This is a genomic window from Shinella lacus, assembly GCF_010994755.1.
GTDB lineage: Bacteria > Pseudomonadota > Alphaproteobacteria > Rhizobiales > Rhizobiaceae > Shinella > Shinella lacus.
Genome location: NZ_WHSB02000030.1, coordinates 1 through 20,546, shown reverse-complemented (window position 1 = coordinate 20,546; position 20,546 = coordinate 1). Strand labels below are relative to the sequence as shown.

Here is a 20,546-nt window from a genome sequence, read left to right as displayed (position 1 = left end):
CTTGCCCTTCCCGGCGAGGATGGGCTTTCCGGTTTCGTGGCGGAACTGGGCAAGTTGCGCGTATGGGGCCGAGAGCCATCCGTGAAGCTCGGCAAGGCATCGCAGCCCGCCAAATAAAGCTCGGCAAGGGACGCGCCGTCCTAGTAGGAGGGCGCGTCCTGCCAGCCGAGTCGCTCTGGCGTCGTCCGCCCCATGCTCTGGGACGGAGGCGCCTTCGCCGTTGGGTGCTATTCTTCGCTATCGCTGGGGATATGACTATCGACGCCCCGCGTCAGCAGCTCCTGCGCATGCACATTGCGAACGCCCGCAACCGCACGGATCGAGCCGATGAGGTGGCGACGTTCGCCCTCGCTGTCGATGCTACCATCGATGTCGACCACGCCGACGCGGACGGTCATCTCCAGGGAGGCGAGATCGATCTGTCTATCACCTTCAAGTGCAAGCGTTATGTGATCGTCACCGACGAAGACCTCGACGCCGTCGCACTCAACACAGTCAAGACCACTGAAATTGAGAAATTCGTGGCCGGAGACAGCATCGAGTGGGTCTGTCTCGACAAGCCGCATTACCTCGTGCCCGGTGACCCCGTCGGCCATGAAGCCTTTGCTGTCATCCGCGGCCCCATGGCCGCCGGTAAGGTGCTCGGCATATCGAAACTAGTGATCGGCCGACGCGCGCGGGCGATCGTGCTCGAACCGCACGGCGAGGGTATCGTTCTCTGGACGCTCCGCTTCGGCGACGAGGTCCGACCGGAGGAGTCGTATTTCACCGTCATCGACAACAAGGCGGATGCGGATCTTATTCCGCTGATCCTAAATTTCATCAATGAGCACACGAAGGCTTGGTCACCCGATGTGGTCTCGGGCTCCGTCCATAATGGCTGTTCAACACTATCGCCAAGAAAAGGAGATCACTGCGGCGATCAAAAAAGGGCAAGACCAAGCAGGAAGGCGGCGCCGCTGCCAGCACCGTCATCGATATCGTGGATGCGCTGCGCAAGAGCTTGGCCGCCGGCAGCAAGGGAAAACGGGCGTCATGAAACCGAAACGTCGAGCCGCCATTCTCCGTTATGCCGGACCCAGCGCAACGCTCGAATCCCGCCGGTAAGCAAGTGTCATCTTGAGCCGCCGAGCTTGCCCTTCGATCCGATGAGCTCGACGACCAAGTCCCCGATGCTTTTACCTGTCACCTCAGATGCGCTGCGCCCGCTGGCGCCGCGCTTGTTCCTCAGAGAGCCAACGCTCATTTTGAGCAAAAGAATTCGGATGCCCGATCCAGCTTGACCAGACCTGCATCGACATGCTGCTCGAAACCTTTTGCTGTCCAGCGACATTACCTGTTCGAAGCCGGAGAATATTGCGTGGCCAGAGCATATGGAAACCCATCCGATCTCGAGACCGAATGGTCGGACACCGAAATCCTCGCCAAGGCGCACGACCTCGTCGAAACCTTTCTGACCTTCCTGCGGCTGGAGCGGCCGAAAAACGACATCCTCGACGCGCGTTGCCTGCCGGCAAGTAAATCTTCGCTCATCAACGCTTTCAGGCTGGTGATCGCCACGGAGCCCCGCGGCGACGTGCGAAGGGCGCTATCGTCTGCCGGTTATACGCTCGCCCAGTTTCAGGACCGCGTCGGAACGCGCATCTCCGTGGCGCCGGCCCGTCCGGCGAACGTCGATCCAACACACACAACGGCAGCGAACCTGCTCGAGGAGGTTTTTCGCCAGGTCGATGACGACACCCGTCGGCTGCGCGATCTTCTGGACAAGGCTTCGTCGATCGCGGAGAGCCGGTTCCAGCGCAGACACGCGCGCACGCCCTTCCAAGAAGATGGAACATATACCTGGTACGGGCATGGCTGATACCTAGAGCGATGGAACGTCGGCTATTCTACGCCGCCGAGTTCTCGGAATGCGCGCCACTGGTCGTCGGTCGAAACCCCATCTGCAAAGACGCGAAACGCCTTTCCCTGAGCCTTCAATGCTTGCGCGGTTTTCAGCGCGTCCGGATAGAGCAGTGTCGGCTCGTAACGCCGGTCCTCTCCGAAGGGGTCCACCGAGCTCAGCGCGATAACCTGAAACCTTGTTGCCATGATCATTCCTTCCGAATGCGCCGAGATGGGTCAGCCTTCATTTCCATCGGAGACAAAGTCTTTCGGGAGCTCTTCGCGAGCGGCCCGATGCGCCAGGGCCCGGTCGATCCACCTTTCCCTCAAGACGACGTCAATCGCGAAGGCGACGTCCTCGGCGCCCCAGCCAGCCTCCTGCATCTCGCGCATGAAAGCGGTCAACTTCTCATCGATGATGCTGTGCAGCTCACCTTCTGTCGTTGTCGTGCCTTGGTTCACCATCGTCACCTTAGAATGAGTTGCCAAGACCGGACAACGCCGCTTCTGCCGGTTGGTTTCGTCGCCGGCAACACCGGACCTGATTATGGCGATTTTCCCCTCCTTTGGAGCCGCAAGAGCGGGCTGGACTCCTGATAGCGCGAATGCTTCATTGCTCGCCCGGAGGACGCGAGTATGGCGTATGAATGGGATGCAGGCCGTGCGCGGCGTGCGCAATTGATCAAGGCGGTATCGATGATAGCGCTAGCCGCATCGGTGATCAGCGTGCCGGTCGCGGTGCTGCTGACGGCCTCGCCGTTCTAGAGTTCCAAAAACTGCACTTACGCGCTCGACAGCTCTGGATGTTGGCGCTGTCCCCGCCGGTTATCGAATAGGTGCCGGCAGATGCCATGCGCGCTTCGTCCGAGGCGAAGACGAGTACCATTGGCGCGACGGCGCGCGGATCGATCAGGCGGACGCGGAACTGTCGTCTATCGGGATAGGTCTGATCTTTCATAAATGATCAGGCATCCTCGCCGATCGTGTCGGCCATGTACGCCCCGCGGCGACCCATCTCCTGCGGCGGACCGGTGGTGCTGTCGCGTGCCGTTTGGTGTTCAAGTTCGGCGTTGAGTTCAGCGCCGAGGATAACGATGATGACGGATACCCAGACCCAGACCATGAAGCCGATCGAGCGCCTAGCGCACCGTAGGTTGCGTTGTAGTCGGCGATGTGCCCCAGATAGAAAGTGATGGCGAGGGCGGCTGCAAGCCAGGCGAAAGTCGAGAAGACTGCGCCCCAACTCAGCCAACGCAGCTTTGCGGGTTCCCGGCTTGGTCCAAGTCGGTAGAGCGCCGTGATCGCGGCGCCAATCAGCCCCAGTAGCAGCGGCCAACGCGCCAAGCGGACGATCAGTTCTGTCCATCGACCAAGCCAGAGGTAGTTCAGGATTGCCGGAACGACGCCAGCAAGTGTGATGATCAACACGACGAGAGCAAGACTGGCGAATGTGAAGAAAACGGAGGTGAGGTTCAGCCGGATCAAGCCGCGTTTCTCGTTCTCACCATAGGCGACGTTCATCGCCTCGAAGAGCGCCTTCATCCCAGCGTTGGCGGACCAAAGTGCAATCGCGAGACTGCCGAGCAATGTCAGGGAAAGGCTCGCCGGCGGCGCGGAGGTCAGGCTCCGCAATTGCCCAAGGATCAGTTCGAATGCCTCTTCCGGCATAGCCGACCCGAAGAAGGACAAGCGGTCTATGACCGATGCGGGATCGGCGACCAGCCCGTAGAGCGATACGAACACGCTGATGGCGGGGAAGATCGACAGAAGCAGATAGAAAGTCACGCCGGCTGAGATCAACAGGATTCGGTCGGAGGCGAGACCGCCGTACAGCCGCCATGCCACATCGCGAAGTCCCAGCGCGGGGATTTCGCCAGGTGCGTCCGCGTTGCGCCCTTTCGGATCGGTCGATCCAGAATCTGCTTTCATGCCTGCCCCTGCCGTCCGTCATTCTAACAGTCCAGTAACGCACGGAAGCCAACGGAGTTTCGGGCGTTTGAACTCGGCGGCGGCGACAAATCGAGGGAATGTGATGCGCCGACGGCAAGGGCCGTGGCGCCCGTGCCGCCGACTGGGGTACTATCGCTTAGAGCGGACGCGTTCATGCTCGATTTCGGACGGGCGGGAAGGATCGCGCGTCTCGTCGAAACGCGATTGGATTTTTCTTTTTACGCAGCCTATTTTTCTGGGAAACCTTTTGGTGTTCCGCACCTTACTCCCCGCGATGGCCGGCCGTTTTCAGGTCCGTCGCATGGAGGCTCCTATGACACAATCCTTACCCGTCAGATTTTCACCCGAGCTTGAGACCATCAAGCCAGACGAGCATGAAACCGTCGCGGGGCTGAACGAGCAGTTCGATATCATTCTGGAGAAAACCGCCGAGGATTACGGGCATGCCGTTCGGTCGGTTCATGCCAAGGCCCACGGCATCATCGAAGGCAAGCTTACCGTGCTGGATGGATTGGCCACCGAACTCGCCCAGGGGATGTTTGCAACACCCGGTGAACATGCCGTCTATATGCGGCTTTCCACCAATGCCGGCGACATCCTGCCGGATGCGATCGCCTTGCCTCGCGGTCTCGCGATGAAGGTCGTCGATGTGGAGGGCGTGCGGCTGCCGGACGCTGAAGGCGGCACCCAGGATTTCGTGATGGTGAACGGGCCGATCTTCCAGGCGCCCAATCCGGAAAAGTTTCTGTCCAGCCTGAAGCTGCTTGCGCGCACGACAGACAGGATGGAGGGGACGAAAACCGTCCTGTCGAGCGTGTTGCAGACGGTCAACAAAGGGCTCGAAGCCGTCGGTATCGCAAGCCCTACCGTGCAGGGACTGGGCGGCGCGCCAAATGTTGATCCGCTTGGCGAGACCTATTTCAGCGTCACGCCGTTTCGCTATGGCGACTACGTTGCGAAGTTCCGCTTGAAGCCGATCTCGCCGGATCTGACAAAGCGTACGGGTACCGAGATCGACGCCAGCGTGCGCCATGATGCTATCCGCGAAACCGTGCAGGCCGAGATGCAGACGACCGTCGGCGAATGGGAATTCCAGGTGCAGCTCTGTCGTGACATCGAAGCACAGCCTATCGAGGACCCGACCGTGGAATGGAAAGAGGACGAGGCGCCTTTCGTCACCGTCGCCAAAGTCAGTGCCGCGCCGCAGGACAGCTGGAGCGATGCCAAGGTCCAGAAGGTCGACGAGGAGATGCGTTTCAGCGTCTGGACCGGCCTTGCGGATCATCAGCCGCTCGGCAGCATCAATCGTGCGCGCAAGGACACCTATCGGCACTCGGCGGACTTCCGGGCGAATTTTAACGGCTGTCCCTTCCACGAGCCGCGCCAGTAAACGCAGGCCAATGAACCGGCGCCTAAGCGGAACTCGGCGCCGGTTTTCGATCGACTGATACTATTGCGGGGCGCCCAATGGCCGACATCATCGCCAATCCAGAATCCGAAGGTCCTTCAGGTGGCTGGGGCTCGGTCAAATCGATCGCCCGCATCTATGGTGATACCCGACCCCCCGTAGCCGTTTTGGAGGCGTTGACGCACCAAAACAAACCGGGCGGCGTGATGTGCGTATCTTGCGCCTGGCCGAAGCCCGTCAACTATCATCCGTTCGAATTCTGCGAGAACGGCGCCAAGGCGACAATGGCAGATCTGACCAGTGCCCGTTGCGGCCCGGATTTCTGGAACGACCACACTGTCACCGAGCTTCGCGACTGGAAAGACTACGATCTGGAGCAGACAGGGCGGCTGACACACCCTTTGCGCTATGACGCCGGGACGGATCGTTATGTCGAAGTTACCTGGGATGAGGCATTCGAAAAGATCGGCGATACGTTGAAAAGCCTGCCGAAGGAAAGCGTCGTCTTTTATTCGTCCGGCCATGCCGGGCTGGAGGCCTCCTACCTTTATGCGCTGCTTGCCCGCGCCTATGGCAATAACAACCTGCCACAAAGCTCCAACATGTGCCATGAGACTACCTCCGTTGGCCTCAACAAGGTGATCGGCTCGCCAGTCGGAACCGTCATCTGGGAGGATCTGGAAAAAGCTGACGCATTCTTTTTCTTTGGGCAAAATCCGGGATCGAATAGCCCGCGCTTCCTGCATCCTTTGCAAGAAGCGAAAAATCGCGGTGCGCGCATCGTCACCTTCAATCCGGTGGTCGAGCAGGGCCTCGTCTCCTTCGTCAATCCGCAAAGCCCGGTCGATATGCTGACCGGTCATGAGACGCAGATTTCCGACGAGTATCTTCAGGTCCGGGCGGGCGGCGATATTGCCGCGATGCTTGGCCTCTGCAAAGTCGTCGTCGAGGCCGACGATCGAGCGGTCGCGAAAGGTTCGGAGCGTGTGCTCGATATTGCGTTCATCAACGAACATACCACCGGCTTTGACTCGTTCATTGCCCTCGTCAGACAAACAGGCTGGGCGGAAATCGAACGCGAGAGCGGGCTGATCGAGGCCGCCATCCGCCGCGCCGGCGAAATCTATATTGCTGCCGAACGTGTGATCGGCGTCTATGGCATGGGTCTGACCCAGCATTACCAAGGCGCGCTCAACGTCGCCATGGTCGTCAATCTCCTGCTTCTGCGTGGCAATATCGGCCGCGAGGGCGCCGGCTGCTGTCCGGTGCGCGGCCATTCCAATGTGCAGGGCCAGCGTACGGTCGGGATCGCCGAAAAAACCAAGCTCATCCCGATGGATAAGCTCAAACAGCTTTTCGACTTCGATCCGCCCATCAAGGATGGCACGACCATTGTCGATGCCGTCAAGGGATTGATGGCCGGCAAGATCAAGGCGTTCATCTCGCTCGGCGGTAATCTGGTTCGCGCCGTGCCGGACCAGAAGGCGATGCAAGACGTGTGGGCAAGACAAGATCTCACCGTCGTCGTATCGACCAAGCTCAATCGGACACATTTGTTTCCGGCCAAACAGGCCTACATCCTGCCCTGCCTGTCACGCTTCGAAATGGACGTTCAGGCAGGTGGCAACCAGTCGGTTTCCACCGAGGACAGCTTTTCGCATATCTCGGGCTCGACCGGAAAGCGAACGCCCGCGTCGAAACTTCTGAAGAGCGAGCTCGCCATCGTCACAGGGATCGCCAAGGTAGCCCTCGATCCGCACCCCAAGCTTAAATGGGACGCATGGACGGGCGATTACAGCCTTGTGCGGGACCTGATCGAATTTACATACCCGAAGGATTTCAAAGACTACAACGCACGCCTGTTCCAGCCGGGCGGTTTCTATCGCGGCAACGATGCGCATGAGCGGGTCTGGAATACTGAAGAGAAAAAGGCAGTGTTTACCGCACCGAAGCAGTTGAATGCCCTGTCGTTTGGCGATGCCGATGGTCGTTTCCGCCTTTTGACCATGCGTTCCAATGACCAGTTCAACACGACGATCTACGGGTATTCCGATCGTTTCCGCGGTATAGAAGGCACCCGCGATGTCGTGCTGATGAGCAAATCGGATATCGACGCGGCCGGTCTCGTCGAAGGCCAGATCGTCAAACTCGTCAGCGATTTCGGTGACGGCATCCGCCGCGAGCTGGGTGGGCTCAAGGTGACGGCGCATAATCTGCCAAGCGGCACGATCGGCGCCTATTACCCGGAAGCCAACGTCCTCAACGCGATAGACCATCACGACGAACTGTCGAAGACGCCGGCGTCAAAGGCAATTCCTGTCCGGATCGAGGTGTGAGATCATCCATCTTTCAACGCCGGCTGCCATCGTAGTTTCGACCGAAACGGGATCTTTGCCCGTCAGCCCGGGGGGCCGCACGAGCTTGGTCTCAACAGGCTGACGAATACCTTCGCCATAAGCGTCGTAGATAAGCTCCATTGCTTTCATCTCGTGCTTGAGGTCATTGCCCGCATAGTTCGCGGCATTTCCGTGACCGCTCGGCACAAATGGCACGCCTGCGCGTTACGTCAGTTATCTGAGATTTCGGTCCAGTGAATCGACACGACGTGGAGGCACCAGAATGACCATGACCGTGAACGGCAACACCGTATCGATCCCTAACGACCCGCGCGTATCGCTCTTGGATTTCCTGCGCGAACATCTTCACCTGTCCGGCACCAAGAAGGGTTGTAACCAAGGTGCCTGCGGAGCCTGCACCGTCCTCGTCGATGGGCAAAGGGTGCTTTCCTGCCTGACGCTCGCCGTTCAGTGCAGCGAGCGCGACATCACCACGATCGAGGGACTTTCGAGCGACGGCGTACTTCATCCCTTGCAGCAAGCGTTCATAGAACATGACGGATTTCAGTGCGGCTATTGCACGCCGGGCCAGATCTGTTCCGCGATCGGCATGTTGGAAGAAATGCGCCGTGGTGTCCCGAGCCAGTTGACCGGCGATCTCTGTGCAGAAGTGGTCGCTTTTGATCGAGATGAGGTGCGCGAACGCATGAGTGGCAATCTCTGTCGATGCGGCGCTCATAACGGCATTGTCGACGCAATCGAGGATGTTTTCCGGGAGGCCGCAGAATGATCCCGTTCTCCTACGCCCGCGCAAACGACGCGGCTGCCGCCCTTCAGTTTTTCGCCAACGGCGCCGCCAAATATCTTGGCGGCGGCACCAATCTCGTCGATCTCATGCGCGAAACCATCGAGCGCCCGGCTCGGCTGATCGATGTAACAAGCCTTTCGGACTCGATCGAGGAAACGGCGGATGGTGGCATCGTGATCGGTGGCGCGGCTCGAAACACGGCCATCGCCGAACACCGGTTGATCCGCACGCGGTTTCCGCTCTTGTCACGCGCCATCGTTGCCGGGGCCTCGCCGCAGATCCGCAACATGGCGACGACCGCTGGAAACGTCCTTCAGCGCACGCGCTGTGCCTATTTCTACGACAATGACGCGGCCCGCTGCAATAAACGTGAGCCGGGCCAAGGTTGCGATGCCATCGAAGGCTTCAATCGATATCACGCGATCCTCGGCGCTTCGTCCGCCTGCATCGCGACCCATCCGTCTGACATGTGCGTAGCGCTGGCGGCGCTCGATGCGGTCGTGTATCTCCAGGGCACGGAGGGCAAGCGGACCGTACCACTCAGCGACTTCCACCGGCTTCCGGGCGACCGGCCCGACATCGAAACCGTGATGCGTCCGGGCGAACTCATCACCGCCGTCGAACTTCCGCCGAAGCCGATGGCGGTCAACTCTACCTATCGCAAGGTTCGCGACCGCGCGAGCTACGCGTTCGCTCTCGTCTCTGTCGCAGCCGCGATCAAGATCGAAGCCGGTGTGGTCGGCGACGTCCGCATCGCGCTTGGAGGCGTCGCCCATAAGCCATGGCGGGCGATGAAGGCCGAGGCCGCTTTGCGCGGGCAGCCAGCCACCGACGTGTCATTCCGCGCGGCCGCAGAGCTGGAACTCGCCGATGCAAAGGCGCAAGCGCATAACGCATTCAAGGTGGAGCTGGCCAAGCGCACGATTGCCGCCGTTCTTACCGATCTTTCGGGAGACGCCGCATGAGCATGTTTGAAAAAGCCAGGGAAACGGCCCAGGGCGTGATGCAGACGGTGATGAAGAAAGCGGTCGAGGTCGCGCCTGACAGCTGGATGCCGGGCGGTGTGCCCGATCCGCTGATCGCGGCGAAACACGGTCATATCGGCCGTCCTGTCTCGCGCATCGACGGTCCCTTGAAGGCGAAGGGTGCTGCACGCTTTGCGGCCGAATTCCGCCTGGACGGCATGGTCTACGCCGCACTGTCCTACAGCACGATCGCCAAGGGCCGCATTGCCGATATCAACATCGCCGCCGCGCAGGCGGCACCCGGCGTCGTGCTGGTCATGACCCATTGTAATGCACCGCGTCTCAACCCGCCGCCGAAATTCCTGTCGCAGAACAAGGCCGCCGGCGGCGACGATCTTCCGGTCATGCAGGACGAGCGTATCCACTGGAACGGCCAGCCGGTGGCGCTGGTCCTTGCCGAAACCCAGGAAGAGGCCGATCACGCCATATCGCTGATCGAGGTGGCCTATGCCGCTGAGCCTGCGGCGACCTCGCTTTCGGAAGCGATCGGCAAGGGCACCGAGACCGGTAGCTTCATGGGCGAGCCGCTTCACAACGAAATCGGCAATGCCGACAAGGCGTTTGCCGATGCTGCCTTCACGGTGGACAGCGTCTATCGTTCGCCCCGACACAATCACAACGCTATGGAGCCGCACGCGGCAACGATCGTCTGGGAGGGCGACCGGCTTATTATTCACGACGCCACCCAGGCGGTCGCCCATACGGCGTGGTCGATGGCGCAGATCTTCGATCTCGATGAAACTGATGTCCATGTCACCTCGCCCTATGTCGGCGGCGGTTTCGGCGGCAAGACCCTGTGGCAGCATCAGATCCTGGCGGCAGCGGCAGCGCGCCTGTCCGGCCGGCCGGTGCGGATCGCGCTGTCGCGCGAAGGCGTCTACCGCATCATCGGCGGCCGAAGCGAGACGGAGCAACGCGTGGCACTCGGCAGCGACCGTTACGGAAAGCTAACGGCGCTGATCCATAGCGGGATTACTCCGAAATCGCCGAACAGCGCCCTGCCGGAACCCTTCATCGTGCCGACCCGCAGCGCCTATGCGGTCGATAACATGACGCTGGACGTGCAGGTCTGTACGCTCGACATGATGGCCAATACCTTCATGCGGGCTCCGGGTGAAGCGGTCGGGACGTTCGCGCTGGAAAGCGCCATGGACGAGTTGGCGGAAAAGCTCGGCATTGACCCGATCGAGTTGCGCGCCCGCAACGAGCCAGACAAGGATCCGGTGGGCGGCGTGCCGTTCTCGTCACGCAATATCGTCGAGGCCTATCGCAGCGGCGCGGAGCGCTTCGGCTGGGACATGCGCAATGCCGCACCCGGCAGCCGCCGCGAAGGCGAATGGCTGATCGGCATGGGTTGCGCGACCGCAACCTACCCCTATTACCGCATGCCGGGCGCCGCAGCGCGCATCACCTTGTCGGACAATGGTCGCGCGACCGTCGATTTTGCCGCGCATGAGATGGGTATGGGAACCTCGACGGTCCAGACCCAAGTGACGGCGGATCGGCTCGGGCTTCCTCTGGACAAGGTCACCGTCCGCTATGGCGACTCGACCTTGCCGGGCGTCATTCTCGCCGGCGGTTCGCAACAGACGGCCGCCATCGGCATGGCGGTCATGTCGGCTTATAACGGACTGGTCGGCGAACTCCTGAAGCTTGCCGGCAACGACTCACCGCTGGCAGGGTTAAAACCGGATGAGGTCGTCGGGATCAACGGCGGTCTCGCCCATAGGAACAAGCCGGAACGCTTCGAAAACTATGCCTCCATCCTGACCCGTGCCAATCGCCACGAACTCGTCGCGGACGGCACGCCGCCCATGCCGTTCGAACTTCAGCACTGGTCGATGCATTCCTATGGTGCGATGTTCTGCGAGATTCGGGTCAACGCCATTACCGGGGAACCGCGCGTTAGCCGTTTCCTCGGATCGTTCGACTGTGGGAAAATTCTCAACCCAAAGACCGCAGCGAGCCAGTTCCGCGGCGGCATCATCATGGGCATCGGACTCGCTCTGACCGAGGAAACGCAGTTCGATGAGCGCAACGGCCGAATCGTGAACCCGAGTCTTGCCGACTATCACATTCCGGTGCATCTGGACGTGCCGGAGATCGAGATCATGTGGACGGATATTCCCGATCCGCACACGCCAATGGGAGCGCATGGCGTTGGAGAAATCGGCATTACCGGAACCGGGGCGGCGATTGCGAATGCGGTGTATAACGCGACCGGGAAGCGCGTGCGTGACCTGCCGATAACGCTCGATAAGCTTTTTAGGTAAAGGGTGAAAGGTCGCGCCGCCCGAGCCCGTTAAACGTTCGGCGTCGCAGCGTCCGCATGGACTAGGGCTCTGAATTTCAGTTCTTGGTGGAGTGAACCCTTCGGGTTGGACCAGCGAGGCGCTTCAAACTAAGCCGGCTGCTGGGCGAGATGGGTTTCAAATTCTGCTGGCGATATGTAGGCAAGGGCCGAGTGCAGCCGCTTGGCATTGTAGATCTCCTCAATGAACCTGGGCAATCCGCGGATGTCTCGTAGCCGGCGATGTAAACGTCCTCGACTTTCAGGGTTTTCATGAAGCTCTCTGCCTGAGCATTGTGATAAGGGTTGCCGACCGCGCTCATGGAGCCATACCGGCGGCATCGAGCGCTCGTCGATAGGTCTCACTCGCGTGGTATCCGCGGTTCGTGTGGTGGACGCAGCCGGGTGGAGGCTTTCTGTTCTCAAGCGCCTAACGCAATGCTGCTAATGCCAGGGGCGTATCTAGGCGTTTTGACAGGCCATAGCCAACGACTTTCCGGCTGCAAGCATCGAGAATGACGGCGAGATAGCAAAAGGTTCCAAAACGGCTTCTATGCCCAGGGGCAGTCCGCTTCAGCGCTGCGCTAGGGTCCGACTTCGAACCAGAGAATTAGGAAAGTTATTGCGCCTCCGCCCGCAAAGACACGACAACTTCCTCGTGGGCGAAATGGCGGAGGTGAAATTTTGCCAGAGGTTAGCCATTAAAGTTTTGCGCTTTCTGCTCAATTCGTCGTCCCTTTACGCCGGGCGATGTACTCGGCATTCAAAAGATCAACCAGGTCGTCGGCCTGCTCGTTGTCCAGTCCGTCTTGCGGTGTGCCGCTCACCTCAGCCGTTAGCCCGGTAAATATGTCGTAGACGGCCCAGAGTCCCGTTCCGTCCTCTCGTGTGGCATAGCGGTTTTCTGTTTTTCTCTTCATTCGCGCAACGTGCCATCGCGCCGCAGAGAGTCAAGATTCAAGCCGGCAGGAACTACCGAACCAGATGGCCGTTCTCATCGTACCTACAGGAGGACGAACCATGGTAATCGAGAACGCACCGACAGAAAAAGGTAAAGAAGGCGCAAGAGGGCTCCATAAAGCGGCCAAGGCTGAGGAGCGCCAGACCGAGGCTGAGAAAGGTTCCGACCTTGCGAAGGGGGCGGATCGCTTCGAGGAACGGTCCAAGAGTTCGGACGGAAAGAGTGCGGGGGAAAAGCAACGCTAACACCGCTCGCCTTCCGGCCGAGAGCGAAAACGTCGTTTCGCTCTAGAACAGCTCCGGTACCGCGACTAGCTTTTGATTCGTGCGCCCTAACTCCACGAGCAAATTAACGAGCGCCCCATGCCCCTCGGGCGCTCGTTTTTATATCCCTGCTTCAAGCCTTGGTCCGGGCGGATTATTCGTCTTCATCGCACTCGACAATTTCGCACACCGAGTCAGTCGATGTTCTGTTCGCACATTCGTTAAGTGCTCGCTCGCGGGCAGCGCCCTCGTTGTCATAGCTGTAGCTATAGCCGTACGTTCCCTCCTCCGAAACGGCAGTACAGCCCCATGCAAGGGCCGACGTGTTCGAAAGCGCAAAGGCAGTTACGAGGACAAGGGCGCTGAGGCCCGTCCGTCCGGTAGGTGTCATGTATTTTCCCCAAAAATGGAAATGCGCGGCTGCGCACACACTAATTAAGCCAAACGTTCTACACTCATGCAAGGCGGTTGGCTAAACCGACACGGCCAAATTTGGGCGTTGAGTTAATTGCGAAACGCTCAACGGTTGACGGGGCGTGGTTGTTGAGCGCTATGTTCAGAGCAGCCGGAGGGATTAATGCTAATCGAAGACGACAGCGAACTTGACCAGTATGACATCCGTAGGAGCCCCGCAGGCCAGTGGGAAGTATATCACCTCTCGACGGGACTCGTCGTTGTCCTCAATGGGAGTCCACTCCGCGGATTGTATGTCGAGGAAGCTCAACAAGTTGCCGGATTGCTAAATGAAGAGCAAGCGAGACAGGCACGGGGAAGGACCCATTGAACAAAGATACGAAGGAACTTGTTGAAGCCGTCTCGGCTATACATGCGGCACATACCAATGCACTTATTGTTCTGGTGAAAACTCTCAACGAAAGCGGACATCTCGACCCGGCGCATTACGCTGCGAACATCCGCATGACAATCGACGCTAATCGAAACACCATCGGGCCTGGTGCTCAGCGACTGTTGATGGATATTGCCAGTTTGCTGGATATCGAGGATGACACAGGGACAGCATAATAGCGCGTGCTACCAGCGGCGATTGAGTCGTATGCGAAAAGAGGGGCTCGGTTTACCGTTGAGGTATTGCCACCGAGCCCTTGCGCCGTCTAGGCGGACACCCGCCGACCGCCGTACCGTGACCTTATCATCCGGGGCTGTACACCTGGCGAATTCACCAGAATGCCCTTCATCTTTCCAAAAGACCGAATTTCGTCTCGCACACTCCAATACGCTTATGCCCATCCCAGGCCATAGAGCAGGTCTTCAACGTTGCATCGTAGAAAACGTCCCGATCCCGCTGCGGCCATTCTTCCAGGAAATCAATCGCGTAGGAGCAAGCGCTCGATCGCCAGCGTTATTGTGCTAACGGGCGACAAGGGGAACATTTTGCGAGAATGGAAATGGCTCGACGCCACAGTTCCGCTATCGGCTACGGCGAAATTTCTGAGGTCACCCGCAAAAGGCGCACAAAACTTGTTGGTGGCTACATCCGATCGGACGGCAAACGCGTTAGACCCTATGCAAGAAGCACCCGATAAAAGACTGGGGCAGGCTCAATACCTGCCCCTTATTGTAACTCAGTTGGTGCGGCAGCGGCCCGTGCGGGTCGTTTCCTTGTCGCCATCGTCATAGGCGATGCCGATCTTTTCACCGGCCAGCGAAGCAATCTTGCCGGGGAACCATTCGCCAGCGTTTTTGTAATTGCATTCGACCTTCATGCCGATCATCCAGTCGTAGGGGCGGACGTCGCTGATCGAGACCGTTTCTTTGTCGCCATCGTCGTAGCGAATGGTGATTTTACCGCCGCCAATCTTGGAAACGACGCCTGGATACCAATAACCAGCGCCCTGCCAATTTCCGAGCACCCAGTCACCAACAGTCTGAGCGTGCGCGACTACACTGCCGCCAGAGAACAAACCCGCGGCAAGCGCCAACATCACCAGTTTTTTCAAGACAAACTCCCTCGGGTTCCCACCCGCTTTCCTCTGCCGATATGGCTTGAGGAGCCGGCGCCTTTGACTTTGACGGCGGCAACTACAGGAACGGATGTGAGCGATTGATAATTCGTCCATAAGCACTGGATATTTTCGGGCGATGATTTGTGGGCATGCTACGGCTAGTCTCAATGCCGTTTTCCTTAAGCATGACAACTCACTCGTGGCCGTCTTGAAAAAGGTCGAGAGAGTGAGGTGACAAGGCCCATCCCCGATCATTAGGGCGATGGCCTTAGCTCTCCTCAGCGGCGCCCGCATCAACGACCGCCAATCCGAACAGCATACGCCCATCAAGCGGGATGTCGAATCTATTCGCCCCGGCGTGAGATCAACATCGACACGTGCCTGCTAATCCATCAGGTATCGATGTGGGCAGATCGGGAGATTAAAGCCAGGCGAAGGGCCTCTCCATGGACAAAAGCGGCCCCCCGTCACGGCGCGTCGCAGGTTACGCATTGCCGCAAGCAGCTAACAGTGAGTGAGAACAGATGTTCCGCGGTCTGGCCTACATGTTGATTTTGTAGACGTCGGCGTCCTCGCGCAGACCCTTATAGGACGCGTGTCGGAGGTTTCCGTCAGCCGTCCACGCGCTCCATGCCCGCAGGCCGTTCGAAAGTTTGCTGCTCCATCGCCTTCGATCTCCTGAGAAAGACGGATGGGGCCATCGGCCTCCTCCGGCACCAGATCCTCCAGCAACCGCCGCCGGTCTTCCTCATCCATGCGCGTCATATCGTGCCCGTCGAAATAAAGCATGTCGAAGGCACAAAAGATCGCGCTGACGGCGGCTTTTTCTCAGCCGCGGCCGCGGAGCGCGTCTTGCAAGCCATTGAAGTCCGATCGGCCTATCTCGTCGAGGACTACAGCCTCCCCATCTAGGATTGCCGTGCTGACTGGCAGCGCCGCGGCGGCCTCTGGTATCGCTGGGGAACCGCTCTGTCCATTCTTCCCGCCGCGTGTGGGTATCCTCACCTTGCCATGTTCGAGGTGAACGGCCAGGCGATATCCATCCCACTTGATCTCAAATAGCCAGTTCGTTTCCGATGGAGCCTTTGACACCAGCCTCGCCAAGCACGGCTCGATACGAGCCGGTATAGGGTCGAAGGAGAGTTGTGGTTGATCCGGATTACGTGAGCGGCAACGCTGGCCGCGCAGCGTACCATCATCTTCCTGGAGGAGAGGGACCAGGCGCGTTGGCTTCGACGGGCATTTGATCATGCGCCCAGTCCAACAGGCATTTGTTTCGATCAGATTACGGAGCGGAAGGCCGGGCTCTCTTGCGGTCAAGCGCAATTTTGGTACCGCGGATTTGGTCGGCCGCCTCAAGTAGGTGAGTCTTGAACTCTTCGTTTGAGAGTTGGGAAACCATCCCCGTCGAGCTGATAATGTCGATCGCGACGTCAGAGTTCGCAGTTACTTCGACATCGCCGAGTGCCTCGCCACCCTCCTGTATCGTGATGTAGGCGCGAATAAGCAGCATTAGCTTCTCGGAGTCGGACAGCAGTCCGGGGATGTTCGCGGCATGGATCAATTCTGCGGCGACGTCAGAAATTGCCTTCAAGAGGGTCGGCCTACGAGAGAAGAAAATGCCCCGCACGGGGCGGGGCAAGTGCTGAACAGAAAGTGGTTGGCGCGATGAGAATGCGTAATCGAGGCAATAGTTCCCTAAAGCGAGTTCACAATCGGCTCCGGGCGTCCTTCGAAAGTGGACTTGTTCACTGCGCGGCTTACGCGGTGAAACTGCATGCTGGCGTCCTGATTGCGCCCCAAAAGGATACCCTTCAGATTCTCGATCGGCGTTTGCGGGCTGAGCCAGGCATCGAAGGCGGCCAGATCGAGGATGACCGGCATACGATCATGGATCTGACTGATTGGGGCCACGGCCGGCGCGATGACAATGGTGCAGCTCGTGACTGCCAATTCGAGCTTGGTGTTGTGCGCCCAAAGCCCTGCAAAGGCGAAGGGGCGTTCTCCCGGCATCTGAATAAGCCAGGGGTCTCGCCCGCCGTCGTCAGCCTTGGTCCATTCGTAGAAGCCATCCGCCGGGATAAGGCACCGCCGCGCCTTGAAGGCATCGCGAAATCCCGGCGCGGTATCGACGGTTTCGATGCGGGCGTTGAACATCGCCGCCTTCGGAAGTGCCTTCGCCCAGTGCGGCACAAGCCACCAACGACCGTTGTCGACCACCTGTTCACCATCGTCGTCAAGCCGGATAAAGGGAACGGTTTGCGTTGGCGCGATGTTGTACCGGGCCTCGGCGTTTCGGCTTTTGATTCTGTCGGTCAGCCGGTAGAGAGCCACCAGCTCCCGCGAGGACAACATTTGCGTGAAATGGCCGCACATGCTTGCTCACCCTGTCAGCTTTCGCATAATCGCGTACGCGTTTTCATTGCACCCCAAGGACAGGATGTGATGGTCCGCCAAGGAAGCGATGGCCACGCAAGCCTCGCCCTCATCCCATCCTGCCCTCAACGCCTTCCAGACCAACGCCTGGAATTCGGCCTCTAATTCTTCTTCGCATTGGAGGAAGCGGTCCTCGGGCTGTTCCGTCGGTCGTGGTCCAAGAATTGGCATCCGCGAAGGATAGGGCGGTCGTGTCAGCTCGACAAGCAGACCCTCGTTTCTAGGCCGGCTTGCACCCGCTCGAAAATGATTGGGCGCATGAAAAAATGCATCTTGAACGCCCAAAATCTGAGAATTATTGTTGAAGCCGGAGGCAATTTGAGGAGGTTGAGATGGGCTCCAGCTTTTTCACCAAAGGCACATTCGAGCCTGAGGAACTGGGAGCGCTCAAGTCGCTATTCGACGAAATAATCGCGCAGCCGTGGTTCGATAAGACGCCACAGAACGTGGAGAGCTTCGCGAAGTATCTCTTCGAAACTTTCCCGGCTGTGCATTTCGACCCGAGAAAGCACCGATCCATCATCGAAACGTCGGCGCGCATGTTTTATGCGCGAGATGACCGGTGAATTGGCGACGATACGTGAATAAGCACAGCGGCTCCTAACACGAGGAGAAAGGCGAACAATGAGTGACGGAAGACCCAAGGCAAAGTTCGGGTCGCTTTGGGGGGACCTTGATGAAAGCAAACGCGTCGCACAAGAGCTTGAAGACGCGGCACGGAAGGCGCGCGAGGAGAAAACTCGCGAACTGCGCGCGAAGCGTCTCGCGCATCAACGGCCCTCTGACGGCGCTTCGGCGAAGGCCACGGATTAGGAATTTTCTTCGACATTCTCGATGAAACGAAAAGAGACGAGCCGCGTTACGGACATCGCTAAACTGGGAGGAGTGCCATGACCAACGCATGGAAGGCGCCGGTTGAAATCCATTTCGGGATGATTGGAACGCGCACAGTGTCAGGACCATTCGACGCTCTGATCTATTTGACGGATCAATGGCCAAATCGATCCGGACCCCGCTTTGCTAAAGCGCGGGTGGCTTGCAAAGCAGCGGTTGAAGGGCGCCTTGAAGCAGAGGCTGCGCGCGAAGAATTCATCGCAGCCGCCAGGGAAGTTCGGATGCATTAACACGGCTGCGGTGATGAAGAGCTTATATCTGGGACTACGGCGGGTCCTTGCCTGACAGCGTGACACAACCGTTACGGCGTTAACCACTTACGTACCGTAATGCCAATCTTCATAGAGCAGATTTCGGACTGTTGGATCTTTTCGGTTGAGGCAATCTTATTCGGTTGCAACCGAATGGAGTATATCGATGCACCGAAACAGAGACCTGATCCGTTATCACCTGGAAAGTGTCATCGAGTTAGCGGACGAAAGCTCGCTTCCTGTTCTCCGATATTTGGCCGAAATGGCCGTCCAGGAGAACGAAAACCCAAAAGAGACGGCTGCCAGGAAGCAAGTCCAGAACGAGCCGCACGAAGCGTTGCGGAAGTTGGAGCGGATGCTGAAGGTGGGGTAAGTGCCCTATTCAGGCACTGTTGCCCCGCTCGTAACTCTTGCGTTGGGCGGGGGGTGTCGTCGCTCACGTCTTCCCCCTATCGATCAGAATGTTAGCGGCAAGCAAGCAGGGAAAATTCGCTTCGCATCGGTCGGTCCCGTAGAGGTCGCAACCGATGGCGAGCCGGCGACGGATTTCCATGAACTCAATCCGGGCGCCGAACTTTTTCACCAGCGCCTTGCGGTCATAGACGCCGTGCCGGTCGTATCTACGGCAATCCATGTCGATCGTCTCTCCGCGGAAATCCTTCAGTCTTGGCCGCGTCATTGCGCAATTCTCCATTGATCCTGACCAGCATGGAGCGCTTGCAGCCGTCCGCGCTCATCACAGGCGCCCACCTCGATGTCGAAGCAGTCACCCGCACTGGCGCGCATCAGTTCCAATAACCATCTTGGGCGGACAACGCCTGCCACCGGCAGACATTCTGAGGGCATCATGGATATGCGCCACTGTGTGGCCGAGGCGGGCTGGCCATAATCCGTGGCTTCTGCCTGCCGGCGCCATCGGCAGATAATGAGCCCTTTCGTGCCCGACTTCTCCGCCGCCAACTGGAGACGGCGAGATGCCACCAGTGGCAGGCGCACAAGCTCGACAACCATCACCGCCACGCCTCCGAACCGCAGTATCTCTTCCGCGCTGTCGAGGACGCCAACCGCATGCGGCAGCACTCTTCGCGATACCTCAAATTTTTGAAAGGCAGGCTTTTTGGGACGGTGCGACTGAACCGGTGCGCAAAAATTCTCGTAATGGACGCTGTTGAACGAATGCGCTTATGCGCACGATCGACAAGAAAGACCGCATCCTTCTGCCGCCAACGTGGGAGCGTGCATTTGCGTACAATTGCTTTGGAAACGACCATGCCATTAAAAGTTCGCTTCTTAGTTATTCTGGCCTTGGCGGCCAGCCTGACTGCGGGAGTCGCTGCCAGTGCTAGTGCCTCCCCAAAAGTGGTCAAGGTTGGGCTTGACCACTATCGCGGCACGTGGCTCGAAATCGCGCGGACGCCCATGTTCTTGACCGACGGTTGCGTCGCAGGGTATTCGACCTACCGGAAGGGTAGGGCCCCCGACGAAGTCCTGGTCGAAGACGGTTGCCGCGTCGATACCCCAGAAGGCCGCTTGAAGACTGTCACCGGTAGCGGAAAAATAGAAGATTTCGGGACAACAAACGCCAAGATGCGTGTCCGTTATCCGCTGCTGATCAAATTCAACTACTGGGTCCTCTACAAGTCCCCGGACAATTCTTGGTTCATTAGCGCTAGTCCGTCGATGAAGGAACTTTGGATCTACTCTCGAACCGTTCCTTCGAAAAAGAGGCTAGAGCGGATGGTGCGAAAGGCGAGCGAGCTCAGCTATGATGTTAGAAAGCTCGAGTTCCCGGCTCAATGACTTTTTAAAGCTTGCCGGTTGAACGGCGATCACTTGATCGGCGATGTCTTGGCCGTCCCTTGCGACAGTTCCATCGTGGGGAGCTAACGCTCAACCGAGAACCCGCTGCTCAGCACATCTAGCGTTGCGTCGTTATCGGATTGCTCGCGTATGCCCGCGTGTAAGTTTGCGGACATCCGCGTTGCTAGGCGTCACGATCGACGCATCGCTTGAAGGCGGCGTTGTCACTTCATTACAAAACTTGCTCCGTCACCCATGGTAACTGAGCCTTTCGAG

General features: G+C 58.8%; 22 protein-coding genes and 3 pseudogenes. 13 read left to right on the top strand and 12 right to left on the bottom strand.

Translation table 11 applies throughout. From position 1 onward, the window contains the following. Positions 1-251: 251 nt before the first annotated feature. Both GB927_RS34475 and GB927_RS33785 read left to right on the top strand, forming a co-directional pair. Positions 252-1,283 carry a Ku protein gene (locus GB927_RS34475; RefSeq protein WP_369431780.1) on the top strand — a complete coding sequence of 344 codons (1,032 nt, stop codon included), beginning with the start codon at positions 252-254 and terminating at the stop codon, positions 1,281-1,283. A 77-nt stretch (positions 1,284-1,360) separates the two neighbouring features. Then, a complete protein-coding gene (locus GB927_RS33785) occupies positions 1,361-1,861 on the top strand; it encodes a hypothetical protein (protein WP_256121527.1) in 501 nt (166 codons plus the stop codon). 23 nt (positions 1,862-1,884) lie between these two features. On the opposite strand, the gene GB927_RS33780 is transcribed toward GB927_RS33785, so the two are convergent. Further along, complete coding sequence (locus GB927_RS33780) at positions 1,885-2,091, bottom strand: hypothetical protein (RefSeq protein ID WP_256121526.1); 207 nt, start codon at positions 2,089-2,091, stop codon at positions 1,885-1,887. A gap of 30 nt (positions 2,092-2,121) precedes the next feature. Continuing rightward, entirely contained in the window at positions 2,122-2,346 is a 225-nt protein-coding gene (locus GB927_RS33775; RefSeq protein WP_256121525.1) for a hypothetical protein, read from the bottom strand. Between the two features lie 174 nt (positions 2,347-2,520). Here GB927_RS33775 and GB927_RS33770 point away from each other — a divergent pair, with 174 nt between their 5' ends. Continuing rightward, a complete protein-coding gene (locus GB927_RS33770; RefSeq protein ID WP_256121524.1) occupies positions 2,521-2,649 on the top strand; it encodes a hypothetical protein in 129 nt (42 codons plus the stop codon). A gap of 189 nt (positions 2,650-2,838) precedes the next feature. Here GB927_RS33770 and GB927_RS33765 read toward each other — a convergent pair whose 3' ends face one another. Continuing rightward, entirely contained in the window at positions 2,839-3,813 is a 975-nt protein-coding gene (locus tag GB927_RS33765) for a YihY/virulence factor BrkB family protein (protein WP_369431779.1), read from the bottom strand. 334 nt (positions 3,814-4,147) lie between these two features. Here GB927_RS33765 and GB927_RS33760 point away from each other — a divergent pair, with 334 nt between their 5' ends. From GB927_RS33760 to GB927_RS33740, 5 genes are all read left to right on the top strand, one after another. Next, positions 4,148-5,224, top strand: coding sequence for a catalase family protein (locus GB927_RS33760; protein ID WP_256121530.1), 1,077 nt, complete (start codon positions 4,148-4,150; stop codon positions 5,222-5,224). A 77-nt stretch (positions 5,225-5,301) separates the two neighbouring features. Beyond that, complete coding sequence (locus tag GB927_RS33755; protein ID WP_256121523.1) at positions 5,302-7,578, top strand: FdhF/YdeP family oxidoreductase; 2,277 nt, start codon at positions 5,302-5,304, stop codon at positions 7,576-7,578. Positions 7,579-7,861: 283 nt separating this feature from the next. Next, positions 7,862-8,368, top strand: a complete 507-nt coding sequence (locus GB927_RS33750) for a (2Fe-2S)-binding protein (protein WP_256121522.1) — start codon at positions 7,862-7,864, stop codon at positions 8,366-8,368. Further along, on the top strand, positions 8,365-9,351 hold the full coding sequence (locus GB927_RS33745) for an FAD binding domain-containing protein (RefSeq protein ID WP_256121521.1): 987 nt from the start codon (positions 8,365-8,367) through the stop codon (positions 9,349-9,351). The genes GB927_RS33750 and GB927_RS33745 overlap by 4 nt, the downstream gene beginning before the upstream one ends. A 50-nt stretch (positions 9,352-9,401) precedes the next feature. Continuing rightward, entirely contained in the window at positions 9,402-11,684 is a 2,283-nt protein-coding gene (locus tag GB927_RS33740) for a xanthine dehydrogenase family protein molybdopterin-binding subunit (protein ID WP_256121529.1), read from the top strand. Positions 11,685-12,423: 739 nt separating this feature from the next. Here GB927_RS33740 and GB927_RS33735 read toward each other — a convergent pair. Next, positions 12,424-12,621, bottom strand: a complete 198-nt coding sequence (locus tag GB927_RS33735; protein ID WP_256121520.1) for a hypothetical protein — start codon at positions 12,619-12,621, stop codon at positions 12,424-12,426. Between the two features lie 100 nt (positions 12,622-12,721). On the opposite strand from GB927_RS33735, the gene GB927_RS33730 reads away from it, so the two are divergent. Then, on the top strand, positions 12,722-12,907 hold the full coding sequence (locus GB927_RS33730; protein WP_256121519.1) for a hypothetical protein: 186 nt from the start codon (positions 12,722-12,724) through the stop codon (positions 12,905-12,907). 172 nt (positions 12,908-13,079) lie between these two features. Here GB927_RS33730 and GB927_RS34565 read toward each other — a convergent pair whose 3' ends face one another. Beyond that, positions 13,080-13,316, bottom strand: a complete 237-nt coding sequence (locus GB927_RS34565) for a DUF4189 domain-containing protein (RefSeq protein WP_369431778.1) — start codon at positions 13,314-13,316, stop codon at positions 13,080-13,082. Between the two features lie 389 nt (positions 13,317-13,705). Between GB927_RS34565 and GB927_RS33725 the strand changes: the two genes are divergently transcribed. Then, the gene (locus tag GB927_RS33725; protein ID WP_256121518.1) at positions 13,706-13,948 is read left to right on the top strand and encodes a hypothetical protein; all 243 of its coding nucleotides are present in this window, start codon (positions 13,706-13,708) and stop codon (positions 13,946-13,948) included. An 89-nt stretch (positions 13,949-14,037) separates the two neighbouring features. Here the strand turns inward: GB927_RS33725 and GB927_RS34465 are convergent. From GB927_RS34465 to GB927_RS33700, 5 genes and pseudogenes are all read right to left on the bottom strand, one after another. After that, positions 14,038-14,258: pseudogene (locus GB927_RS34465) on the bottom strand (DUF982 domain-containing protein); the annotation flags it as partial. A 250-nt stretch (positions 14,259-14,508) separates the two neighbouring features. Beyond that, a complete protein-coding gene (locus tag GB927_RS33715; protein ID WP_256121517.1) occupies positions 14,509-14,883 on the bottom strand; it encodes a tudor domain-containing protein in 375 nt (124 codons plus the stop codon). Between the two features lie 510 nt (positions 14,884-15,393). Next, positions 15,394-16,140 (bottom strand): annotated as a pseudogene (locus tag GB927_RS33710) (ATP-dependent DNA ligase). Between the two features lie 34 nt (positions 16,141-16,174). Then, a complete protein-coding gene (locus GB927_RS33705) occupies positions 16,175-16,483 on the bottom strand; it encodes a hypothetical protein (RefSeq protein ID WP_256121516.1) in 309 nt (102 codons plus the stop codon). A 104-nt stretch (positions 16,484-16,587) separates the two neighbouring features. Then, positions 16,588-17,265, bottom strand: a complete 678-nt coding sequence (locus tag GB927_RS33700) for an SOS response-associated peptidase (RefSeq protein WP_256121515.1) — start codon at positions 17,263-17,265, stop codon at positions 16,588-16,590. A 392-nt stretch (positions 17,266-17,657) separates the two neighbouring features. Between GB927_RS33700 and GB927_RS33695 the strand changes: the two genes are divergently transcribed. Together GB927_RS33695 and GB927_RS33690 are read left to right on the top strand one after the other, a co-directional pair. Next, complete coding sequence (locus GB927_RS33695; RefSeq protein WP_256121513.1) at positions 17,658-17,891, top strand: hypothetical protein; 234 nt, start codon at positions 17,658-17,660, stop codon at positions 17,889-17,891. 324 nt (positions 17,892-18,215) lie between these two features. After that, positions 18,216-18,449 carry a DUF982 domain-containing protein gene (locus tag GB927_RS33690; RefSeq protein WP_256121511.1) on the top strand — a complete coding sequence of 78 codons (234 nt, stop codon included), beginning with the start codon at positions 18,216-18,218 and terminating at the stop codon, positions 18,447-18,449. Positions 18,450-18,906: 457 nt separating this feature from the next. Here GB927_RS33690 and GB927_RS33685 read toward each other — a convergent pair whose 3' ends face one another. Both GB927_RS33685 and GB927_RS33680 read right to left on the bottom strand, forming a co-directional pair. Beyond that, entirely contained in the window at positions 18,907-19,149 is a 243-nt protein-coding gene (locus GB927_RS33685; protein WP_256121510.1) for a hypothetical protein, read from the bottom strand. Beyond that, positions 19,146-19,529: pseudogene (locus GB927_RS33680) on the bottom strand (damage-inducible mutagenesis protein); the annotation flags it as partial. The pseudogene GB927_RS33680 and the gene GB927_RS33685, both read right to left, overlap by 4 nt. A gap of 210 nt (positions 19,530-19,739) precedes the next feature. On the opposite strand from GB927_RS33680, the gene GB927_RS33675 reads away from it, so the two are divergent. After that, on the top strand, positions 19,740-20,270 hold the full coding sequence (locus tag GB927_RS33675; protein ID WP_439655551.1) for a lipocalin family protein: 531 nt from the start codon (positions 19,740-19,742) through the stop codon (positions 20,268-20,270). Positions 20,271-20,546: the final 276 nt, after the last annotated feature.